The organism is Porphyrobacter sp. AAP82 (assembly GCF_000331285.1).
GTDB lineage: Bacteria > Pseudomonadota > Alphaproteobacteria > Sphingomonadales > Sphingomonadaceae > Erythrobacter.
Genome location: NZ_ANFX01000033.1, coordinates 40,459 through 50,449 on the forward strand (window position 1 = coordinate 40,459; position 9,991 = coordinate 50,449).

Here is a 9,991-nt window from a genome sequence, read left to right on the forward strand (position 1 = left end):
CCCCGCGCGCGGCCAGCGGGTAGCCTCGGCCCGAGCCGCGTCGGGGCGCGATCAACAGGGGTCTCAAACGATCATGCGGATGTTCTGCTTCCACTGCCGCGACGGAGAAGACGGCGGGCGGCTGCGCGCGATCCACCGGCCTGCGCATCTCGAATTCGTCCACGCCAACGCCGATCATTTCGTGATCGTCGGGCCGCTGAAACGCGCCGATGGTCTGATCATCGGCTCGCTGCTGATCGTGAAGGCCGAGGACGAGGCCGCCGCGCGCGCGATCCTCGCGGGCGATCCCTATCTCACCGGCGGTGTGTGGCAGCTGATCCGGGTGGACGAATTCACGCCGCTACTGGGCGACTGGGCCTGAGGCCTTAGCGGAACGGATCGCCGTCGCTGTAGCGGCGGCTGATGAAGGCGGCGTTGCTCGAAAAGGCGTCCAAGTCGTGCTGCGCGAGGTTGCGGGCGATCTCGTCGATCCGGCCCTTCATCGCCTCGAGACTCTCTTCAAGGATGAAGCTTGCCGACTTGCCGGTCTTGCGGAAGATCTCGGCGCGGTGGGCGGCGGGAATGTCGATGTAGCTCTTGACCAGCTTGGGCAGGTGTTCCTCGCGCATCAGCTCGATTTCGGTGCGGCTGACGGCCTGCACCGCCTCGCGGTCCATCATCGCGTCGACTTCGCCAAGCGCGGCGAGGATCGCGGCGATCTTCTTGCGCGCCGGCCCGGGGACGCGTTCGTCGTCATAGTCGATGCCGTGCGCGCGCCCTTGCGAGGGCGGCGGCGCGGGGGGCGCCTCCGGCTCGGGCGCGGCAAACATCTTCCTGAGCGAATCGAACAGACCCACGAACTTCCCGTTTCGACTTTCCGGTCATCACGACCGAGGGAACGCTTTAGACCCTGTTTCAGCGCTGTGGAAGCGGGGCAATGCCTGCCCGCTCGCTCTCCAGCCGGTCGAGCGCGTCGTAGAGCCGGGCGAAGGCGGCCTGGAGCGCCTCGGCCTTGTCGGCGGCGGGCGGGCCTTCGTCGGCGATGAGGTTGCTGGCGGCGCGGCCCAGCCCCGCGATCCGGTCGAGCACCAGCTCGTGCCGGGCGATCATCCGCGCCGCCTCCATCGCGGTGCGCAGGACCATCAGCATGGTCGCGGTGGCCTGTTCGATCGCCGCGATCAGCTGGGCGTTTGTGCTGCTGATGACCTCGCGCGCGGCCAGCGCCTGCGCGGTGAGCGCCCGCGCCTCGGCAATGTCGCGCGCGCGGGTGCGCACGGTGTGGAGCGCATCGGCGGTGAGGCGGCGGGCTTTCATCGGCTCTTTCGCTGCGATCATCGCCGCGCGCGCTGCGATCGTGAGCGCGACCTCCTCGGCAAACAGCGCGTGTTCCCCGAGCGCTTCGACCAGCGGGCGCAGCGCGGCTTCCCCCGCTTCGAGGGCGATATTGGCGCGCAGCAAGGCGTCACGCTCGCGGGTCAGCGATGTCAGCGCGGCCGCGATCTCGCCTTGTGCGGCGCTGTAGCGGCGGAAGTAGGCGGCGGGATCGTTGTTCGTGGCAAACAGCCCGAAGCGCTTGGCCTCGGCCGCAAGATTGCCAGGCCGCAGCGGTTCGAGCGCCCCGGCGATGCTGCGCAAGGCGGCAATCGCCTGCGCGATCCCCCCGGTCGGCGGCGGGGCGACATGGGCAAGGCTCCCGGAATGGCGCGCCGAGGCGGCCGCAATGGCATCGCGCCCGAGCGCCTCGATGCTCTCCAGCTTGTGGTCGAAGGCCGGGCTCAGCGGCTCGATCAGCATCAGCTCGGCGACGAACTTCATCGCCTGTCCGGCGAGTTCGGCGTGGCGGCGTTTGGTGATCGCGGACACGGCCAGCCTAGGCGACCCGCGTCGGCGCCTGCGGGCGGCGCGGGGCGACGGGGGCGGGCGCATGGACCCGCGCGCGGTCGAGCACGCCTTGCGCCCAGCGGGCGTGGGTGGTGGGCTCGAGCATCGAACCCCCGTGGCCGAACACCGCCCGCGCCTCGGCGGCGAGGATCGCGCGGGCTTCCTCGACCTCGGCGGGGCGAGGGCGCAGCACATCGTGGATGATCGGCACCTGGCTGGGGTGGATCGCGGTCTTGGTGAGGAGGCCATGCTCGACATCGCGCGCCACTTCCTCGCGCAGCACATCGGTGAGGGCATAGTGCTCGAACACCGGGGCCGAAAGCGCGAGGCCTTCGGGCAGGAACACGGATGCCATGGTGCTTATCGCCAGCCCCAGCGGGGTGTCATAGGCGGTGCGCACCCGCGAGCGGCGCACGCCGAGCAGGTTGAGGATATCGTTCCCGCCGATCCGCACCGCATGGACCCGCTCGCGCAAGGGTGCCAGCGCCCGCGCCATCTGCACCATCGCCGCGCGGTCGAAGGCCTCGGCGCTCTCGATGGTGGGCATGATCCCGTGCGCCGCGCTGTCCAGCCGCTCCAGCCAGCCGGCGATATTGGCGGTGGTGACCTTCGGCAGGACGAACCCCGCCAGCCGCTCGATCCCGGGCTGGGCGAGCATCCAGCCGAGCATCTGCGGCCCGCGCGGGCGGGCATAGGCGACAAGTCTGGGCGGATTGGCCGCCATCATCCGCAAGGTGGCGCAAAACACCTCCTGCGCCGCGCCCACCTCGGTCTCGTGCAGCGAATCCTCAAGGCAGATCACCACCGAGCGCAGATCGGGATTGGCCCCCGCCAGCAGCTCGGCAAGGCGCGGGTGTTGCACGGGAATGTAGAGCGTTGCCCCCAGTTCGACCGCCTGCGTCATCCCGCTTCTCCTGCCTTCGCAATCAATGTTACGGCGCGGTAGTTGCCAAGTTCCCGCTGATCGACACGAACCCCAGCTTGTGCGGCGAGGTGCAGCAGATGGGCGACCTCCGCATCCTCGCGGTCGCGCACGAAGACCGCCTCCGGCACGCGGCGCAGGACGGCGCGGGTCGCCTCGGCGATGCCGGGCTTGATGCGGTTGGCATTGCCGACGGCGAATTCGGCCATCAGCCCCTCGACCAGCGCAGTGCAGGCGGAGCGGCTTGCCGCGGCGCTGGCGGGGCTCCAGCCGGGGTGTCCGGCCTCGGGCGCGGCGGCCGCGATGGCGGCAATGAAGGCGCAGGTCCGGTCGTGGGGGGCATGTTCGGCGAGGTAGCGGCAGGCGTGGAATTCGCCTTCGCCCACAAGGCTCCCGCTCAGCACCGAACGGCTCACCAGCCCCGAGGCGATCGCCCCGAGGATGCCGGAAGGAATGAGGTAGTCCTCCCCCGTGGCGGCCAGGCTGGCGCAGCCCGCCGGATCGGCGATGACCGCAAGGAAGGGGGCAAAGCCGGTGCTGCCGTCCGCAAGGCTCGCCACGAGCTCCCGGGTGATCGCGCCCTTGCCGGTCCACCCGTCGACGAACACCGCGTCCGCCGTGCCGCGCACCGCCGCGATATGGGCAAGCGCGACGCGGTCGATCCCCCGCCCGCGGATGATGCTGACCGAATAGTGCGCCACATCGACCCCGCGCGCCGCCAGCGTCCGGCGCAGCAGCACGCCGATGGGCGTGCCCGCGCGGGCGAGCGAGATGATGGTGCAGCTGCGCGCGGTCTGGGCCCGCGCTGTGATCGCCTCGGCCAGCACCGCCACATCGTGCTGCAATCGCCCGGCATTGCGCGCCAGCGCCGCTTCGTACAGCGCAAGGTAGCGGGCATCGGGCAGGCGTTCTTCCGAGAGCATTTCCGAATAGTGCCGCGCGCCCGACTGGATCAGCGCCTCCTTCTCGGCAACATCGGTCAGCGCCATTTGCGCAGGCCTCAGCAGAAAGGTCACATCCTCGGGGGCGTAGGAGCCGTGAAAGCCGGTCATCGCCTCAGTCGATCCACTCGTGCCCGCGCGCGATGTGCTGCCACAGCTGCGCTTGCGTCGGGATCATCGCCATGTCGGCAAGGTCGAGAAAGCCCGCGTCCGACCAGCTGTCGCCGATCGCGATGACCAGCCGCCCGGGGGTCAGGGCGCGGACCGCTTCGAGGTAGTAGCGCACCGCCGCGCGCTTGCTCAGCCAGGGCGGCAGGAAGGCGAGGTTGTTGCCGTTGGCGTGGATGCGCCAGCCTTGGGGGAGCCGCGGCGTCAGGCTTTCGGCGAGCGCGGTCAGGGCGGGGACGTCGCCCGTGTTGCTCTTGATGACGAGGTAGAGATCGAGCCCGTCCTCGCTGACCATCCAGTGGCGGTATTCCGCGCCGAGGCCGCAGGTCAGCGCGGGATAGAGCGCGGCGGGCGCCTCGGCACGCTGCGCCTCGGCGGCAAGGCGCGCGTGCCACACCGGATCGGGGGAGCCGCCCGCCATCAGGATGCAGCCGCCATTGGCGCAGATCGCGGGGGCCTGGGCAATATCGACCCGGGCGAGCACGTCGCGCGCGCGGGCGGTGACGGGGACCAGCTCGCCATGCGCCAGCCAGCCGAGCAGCGCCTGCTGCGGCGGGGTGGCAAAGCCGCTGGGGGTGCCATCGGCGAGGCGGCTCATCAGCCTCAGATCGCCCTCGGCCCAGTCGCCGCATTTGGGGCGGGTCTGGAACAGGCTGTCGTCGAGGTCGGCGAGAATGAGGGGGCGCGCGGTCATGCGGGCCCGCCATAGCGGCACAGCAGCGTCTCGACCATGACAGGAGAACCCGCTTCGGCGAGCCAGCCGCGCAGTTCATCGGCCTGCCCGCCCGCGATCTCGGCGGCGATCACGATGCGGTCGGGGCGGTGGGCGAGGAGGTTGTAGACATGGCACGTCGCGCCCGAGCCATAGGCGTCGCCGAGCGTGGTGACGCTTTGCATGGCATGGCCGGGCATGGCGGGGGTGCGGGTGATCGACTGGATGGCGGCGATCCCGCCTTGCGCGGCGATCTCCTCGGCGATCAGCAGGGCTTCGTAGGCGTGCTCGCCATCGCCGAGCACCGTGATGCGCTCGCCCGGGCGGGCGGTGACGGGGGCGCGGGTGGCGGCTTCGGGCGCGAGGAGGCCGGTGCGGCTGCGCATGCCGGCGGCAGGCGCGGTGCCGTGGCGGTTGGCGGTGGCAGCGAGGCTGGCGGCGGCCTGGCCTGCGCCGGGGGTCCATTCCAGCGCCCCGGCGATCAGGCAATGGGAGCTCGCGGGGCGGGGCATGCGGGGGATAAATGCACCCCCGCTCCAGTCGGTGAGACTGGCGCAGGCGATCGCCCCGATCTGCGGCAGGGCGCGGGTCAGCGCTCCGGCGGCCTCGAGGAAGGTCGAACCGGTGCTGCATTCATCGTCGATGATGACAAGGCTGCGCACCTCGCCGAGCAGCGCCGCGATGTCGCCTGCAACCTGCACCATGTGGCTCGCCGCATGGCTGTGGCCTTCCTCGAAGCGGCACAGCACGGCCGCGCCCGGCACCGTCTGGCGGCTCGACTGGAAATAGGCGCTCGCGCTGCCCGGATGCGCCAAGCGCCATGCTGCCCAGACGCTCTGGGCAAGGCCCGTGGCGGTCTCGGCCATGCCGCAGAACAGGACGGGGCCGGGCAGCGCGGGGATTTGCGCCGCGAGCGCATCGGCGGCGGCGCGGAGAGCCTCAGGCGGCGTGGGCAGGTGGCGGCCGAGCACCTTCGAGACGATCAGGAAGCCGCGCTTCGGGTTCGCCCGCGCGGCAAAATCGCACAGCTGGGCGATCCGTCCGGGTAAAGGGCCCGACAGCACCAGCGTGCCCGTGGGCAGGTGGACCGTGATCCGCTCCCCGTCCGCACCGGGGCCGCGCGCAGGTTCAGGCATGGACGAGGATGCTGACCACCGCACTGCGCGCCCGCGCGACGACATTGCGGCGCAGATTGTCAGTCGAGATCGCGAGCGCCGGCAATTCCGCACCCGCCGCAGCGGCGATTTCCTGGATCAGCGCGGCGCGGATGCCGAAATTGACGTTCTCCGAGATCGAGCCGCGTTCGCGCATGTTCTGGTGCGCAAGGCTCGCCGAGGTGACGCCGACCAGATTGCCGAACTCGTCGATGATCGCGCCGCCCGATGACCCCGAGCCGATCGGGGCGGAGAACTGGAAGCGCGACACGTCCCCGCCGCCCCCCGTCAACCCCGAGACATTGCCGGTGGTGACCTTGAGGTCCGCGCCGAGCACGTCGATCAGCGGGAAGCCGGCGGCCATGATATCCTCGCCGAGGAACAGCGGCGATCCGATGCGCAGCGGCAGCGGCTCGCCCCGGGTCTCACAGCGCAGCAGCGCAAGATCGTGGACATGATCGACCGCCAGCGTCACCGCGATATCGCGCGCCGGGCCGATTTCGAGCTTCTGCCCGTCTTCGATCACATGAGCGTTGGTGATGACCAGATCGCGCCCGATCAGCACCCCGCTGCCCGATCCGAGCAACTGGCCGGGCACCGGCGCGGGCCGCCCCTGCCCCTCGGCGAACCCGCGCCCGTCGGGGTGGGGAATGGGGCCGCTTCCCCCGAAACCTCCGGGCAGCGGCACGCCGGGCGCATTGCGGTAGGGCACATCGACGCCTGCCATGTTGCGCGCGCGCACATAGGCGTCGATGCCGAAAGTGAAGCCCTCGTTCGAAAGCTTCATCCGCCGCTCGCCGTTCTTCGAATAGACCTCGGCAAGGATCACTGCGGCGAGCTGTTCGGTCGGCTGCGGCATCTGCCAGACGGTGCCGTCCACCTCGAAGGCGATCGGATAGGCGTGGTTGGCAAAGCCGCCGTGGCGATCATCCATGACATAGGCGACGATCTCGAAATCGCCTTCGAGCTCGGCCATCCCAGCCATGAACCACTGCGCAGGGTCGATCCGCTCGAAGGCGAGCACCCGCCCGCCCGATCCGCCATCCTTCCCGAGCGCGGCCAGCGCGATGCGCGGTGCCTCTGCCCCGCGCAGATGGATACGGCAGTCGGCCCCGGGGCTGATCTTCACCCGCTGACCGGGCTGGGCGGGCTGCATCGCGGTGCCGCCCTACCCGATATTGACGCCCATCGCGCCCGCGAGCCCGGCAAGGCCGCTGCGCCAGCCTTCGCCGATCGCCTTGACCTTGATGTCGCCCGCGCTGCCGCGATAGAGTTCGACGAACACCATCGCGACATTCATCGAGGCGTCCTCGGACAGGTCGTAGCGCGCCAGTTCCTTGCCGTCGGCCTGGTTGACCACGCGCGCGAAGGCGTTGGAGACAGAACCGAAATTCTGCCCGTTGATCTCGCCCTCGTGGATGGTGACCGCGATCACCACCTTCTTGGCGGCCGGGGTGAGCTTGCCGAAATCGATCAGGATCGTCTCGTCATCGCCCGCGCCCTCGCCGGTGCGGTTGTCGCCGCTGTAGACCACCGCGCCATCGGGCGAGGTCTTGTTGTTGTAGAACACGAAATTGGCGTCGGAGAGGACCTTGTCGTTCTCCCCCAGCACGAAGGCCGAGGCGTCGAGATCGAAGGCGGCGCCATCGGTCCTGCGCACGTCCCAGCCGAGCCCGACCACCACCGCGTTGAGGCCCGGCGCCTCCTTCGAGAGCGACACATTGCCGCCCTTGCTGAGCGAAACCGCCATTATCCGTATTCCCTGCTTGCAGAAGCGCGCGGCCGGCGGGCATGCCCCCTCCCGGCCGCGCCCCTTGCCCCTTAACCGATGTTGACGCCGTAGTGGCCGGCGAGCGGGCCGAGGCCGCCCTTGAAGCCCTGGCCGACCGCGCGGAACTTCCATTCGCCCCCGTGGCGATAGACTTCGCCCAGGATCATCGCGGTCTCGACCGAGGCGTCTTCCGACAGGTCGTAGCGCACCACTTCGGCATTGGTGTTGGCATCGACGAGGCGGATGAAGGCGTTGGAGACCTGGCCGAAGGTCTGGCCTTTGGTGTCGCCTTCGTGGATGGTCACGACCACCGCGACCTTGTCGACATCGGCGGGGAGCTTGGAGAGCGTGATCTCGATCTGCTCGTCATCGCCGTCACCCTCGCCGGTGCGGTTGTCGCCCTGGTGGACGACCGCGCCGCCGGCGACGTTCTTGTTGTTGTAGAAGCAGAAATCGAGGTCGCTGCGGACCTTGCCGCCCGCATTGCAGACGAAGGCCGAGGCGTCGAGGTCGAAATCCTGACCATCGGTCGCGCGCACGTCCCAGCCCATGCCGACCATGATGCGATCAAGCCCGGGCGCTTCCTTCGAGAGGCTGAGATTACCACCCTTCGACAGTGAGATAGCCATAATTCGTCTCCTTTACCCAAGTCTGGCGGCGCGGGGTGGCCGCCGGTGATGAAAGCCCTAAGCCAGCGCATCCTCCGGCTCGCCGTCCGGGTTCGCCTTGTTCCAGGCCACCGAGGACCAGAAGGCGAGCCCGATCAGCACCGCGCCGATCAGGCCGGTGATGACTTCGGAGATGTGCATGAAGGTGTTGAGGTACATGATCACCGCCAGCACGAGGATGGCGTAGAACGCCCCATGCTCGAGATAGCGGTACTCGCTCAAGGTGCCGGCGCGCACGAGGTAGATCGTCATCGACCGCACGAACATCGCGCCGATGCCAAGGCCGATGGCGATGATGATGAGGTTGTTGGTGAGCGCGAAGGCGCCGATCACGCCGTCGAAGCTGAAGCTCGCATCGAGCACTTCAAGGTACAGGAACGCGCCGAAGCCCGCCTTGGCGACGTCACCCGTCGAGGGCGTCGGCGGTTCGAGCACGTGGTTGATGACCTCGACGCCGAGATAGGTGAGGAGCCCTGCGATGGCGGCGGTGATGAAGGTCAGCGCCTCCTCGCCCGGCAGCACGGTCGAGACCGCCCATGTGCCCGCCAGCACGAGACCGATCGAGACCGCCTCGATATCGGCGACCTTGGCGAGCGGGCGTTCGATCGCGGCGATCCAGTCGACTTCCTTGTCGCTGTCGAAGAAGTAGTTGAGGCCGACCATCCCGAGGAACGCGCCGCCAAAGCCCATCAGGCCGATATGCGCGCCTTCGACGATGGTCTGGTATTCGCGCGGCGAGTTCAGCGCGAGGTTGATCGCCTCGACAGGGCCGATCTGCGCTGCGATCATCACAATCACCAGCGGGAAGACGATCCGCATCCCGAACACCGCGATGGCGATACCCCATGTCAGGAAGCGCTGCTGCCAGACCGGGTCCATGTCCTTGAGCACGCTCGCGTTCACGGCCGCATTGTCGAAGGACAGCGAGACTTCCAGCACGGCGAGGACCGCGCAGATCCACACCATCGCCAGCACGCCGTCGATCGTGCCTGCCTGCACCCAGCCGTAATAGCCGCCGAGCGCAAGCCCGGCGACAGTGAACAGCAGCGAGCCGCCAAAATGCTTGAACATCGAAAAGATCCCCTTGGGCCGCGTGATACGGCCGGATAATGACTTAGTCCTTACTGCCGCGCTGCCATTGCAGATAGACGCCAATGTCCTCGGCGAACGGCTTCTGGCTCTGGTAGAACCGCATCAGGCGGCTCATCTTCAATTCCCCGCCGACATTGTCGATCACCGCGATGCCGCACAGGCGCTCGCGGCTGCCCACCTCGTCCATCCTGACTTCGATCTCGGGCTGGCCGGGGATGTTGAGGCGCACGACGCCATCGGTCGATGCCCAGTCGGGCGCACCTTCATAGATCAGCGCGAACACCCCGATGCGGCGGATGTAATCGAAATACTGGCCGTTGACGCGGATCGTCTCTCCGGCAGCGATGGCGCCGGTGCGGTCATCGCCCGACAGCTCGATGAAGGGCGGCTGGTTATAGGCACCGAAGCTGCGGCCCAGCGCCTGGATGCAGCCAGCGCCCATGCCGTCGGCCATCTCGAAGATGACGCCAAGATCAAGGTCGAGCTGCTGGCTGCCGCCGAAGAAGCCCTTCTTCTGGGTGCGCGCGGTCCAGTTGAGGTTGAGCACGATCTCGCCGAAGCTGCTGCCCTGCTTCTTGAGGCTGACCGAGGAATTGCCCTTGTCGAGGCTGATCTTCTTGAGGCTGACCGGCGCGGCAGGCGGCGGGGGCGGAGGAGGGGGCGGCGGGGCGGGCGCAGGAGCAGGCTCGTCCACCTCGCCGCC

Annotated in this window: 11 protein-coding genes and 1 pseudogene; 1 reads left to right on the plus strand and 11 read right to left on the minus strand. The window is 68.8% G+C overall.

Annotation, left to right across the window (positions count from 1 at the left end; genetic code table 11):
* Positions 1 to 73 precede the first annotated feature (73 nt).
* The gene (locus D620_RS0111165; RefSeq protein WP_026092153.1) at positions 74 to 361 is read left to right on the plus strand and encodes a YciI family protein; all 288 of its coding nucleotides are present in this window, start codon (positions 74 to 76) and stop codon (positions 359 to 361) included.
* A 4-nt stretch (positions 362 to 365) separates the two neighbouring features.
* On the opposite strand, the gene D620_RS0111170 is transcribed toward D620_RS0111165, so the two are convergent.
* The 11 genes and pseudogenes from D620_RS0111170 to D620_RS16650 all read right to left on the minus strand — a co-directional run.
* Positions 366 to 836 (minus strand): hypothetical protein, encoded by a 471-nt coding sequence (locus D620_RS0111170; protein WP_017665897.1) that lies wholly within the window; start codon positions 834 to 836, stop codon positions 366 to 368.
* Between the two features lie 58 nt (positions 837 to 894).
* Positions 895 to 1,842, minus strand: a complete 948-nt coding sequence (locus D620_RS0111175) for a toxic anion resistance protein (protein ID WP_017665898.1) — start codon at positions 1,840 to 1,842, stop codon at positions 895 to 897.
* Positions 1,843 to 1,849: 7 nt separating this feature from the next.
* On the minus strand, positions 1,850 to 2,764 hold the full coding sequence (locus D620_RS0111180; protein ID WP_017665899.1) for an HpcH/HpaI aldolase/citrate lyase family protein: 915 nt from the start codon (positions 2,762 to 2,764) through the stop codon (positions 1,850 to 1,852).
* The gene (locus D620_RS0111185; RefSeq protein ID WP_017665900.1) at positions 2,761 to 3,834 is read right to left on the minus strand and encodes a cysteine protease StiP domain-containing protein; all 1,074 of its coding nucleotides are present in this window, start codon (positions 3,832 to 3,834) and stop codon (positions 2,761 to 2,763) included. The genes D620_RS0111180 and D620_RS0111185 overlap by 4 nt, the downstream gene beginning before the upstream one ends.
* A 4-nt stretch (positions 3,835 to 3,838) precedes the next feature.
* Entirely contained in the window at positions 3,839 to 4,585 is a 747-nt protein-coding gene (locus D620_RS0111190; RefSeq protein WP_017665901.1) for a hypothetical protein, read from the minus strand.
* Positions 4,582 to 5,739 carry a phosphoribosyltransferase domain-containing protein gene (locus D620_RS0111195; protein WP_017665902.1) on the minus strand — a complete coding sequence of 386 codons (1,158 nt, stop codon included), beginning with the start codon at positions 5,737 to 5,739 and terminating at the stop codon, positions 4,582 to 4,584. Before D620_RS0111195 ends, D620_RS0111190 begins: the two co-directional genes overlap by 4 nt.
* Entirely contained in the window at positions 5,732 to 6,913 is a 1,182-nt protein-coding gene (locus D620_RS0111200) for a S1C family serine protease (protein ID WP_017665903.1), read from the minus strand. The genes D620_RS0111195 and D620_RS0111200 overlap by 8 nt, the downstream gene beginning before the upstream one ends.
* A 12-nt stretch (positions 6,914 to 6,925) precedes the next feature.
* The gene (locus D620_RS0111205; RefSeq protein ID WP_017665904.1) at positions 6,926 to 7,507 is read right to left on the minus strand and encodes a TerD family protein; all 582 of its coding nucleotides are present in this window, start codon (positions 7,505 to 7,507) and stop codon (positions 6,926 to 6,928) included.
* A 71-nt stretch (positions 7,508 to 7,578) separates the two neighbouring features.
* Positions 7,579 to 8,157, minus strand: a complete 579-nt coding sequence (locus D620_RS0111210; protein ID WP_026092154.1) for a TerD family protein — start codon at positions 8,155 to 8,157, stop codon at positions 7,579 to 7,581.
* 57 nt (positions 8,158 to 8,214) lie between these two features.
* Positions 8,215 to 9,267, minus strand: a complete 1,053-nt coding sequence (locus D620_RS0111215) for a DUF475 domain-containing protein (RefSeq protein WP_017665906.1) — start codon at positions 9,265 to 9,267, stop codon at positions 8,215 to 8,217.
* A gap of 43 nt (positions 9,268 to 9,310) precedes the next feature.
* Positions 9,311 to 9,991: pseudogene (locus D620_RS16650) on the minus strand (Tellurium resistance); the annotation flags it as partial.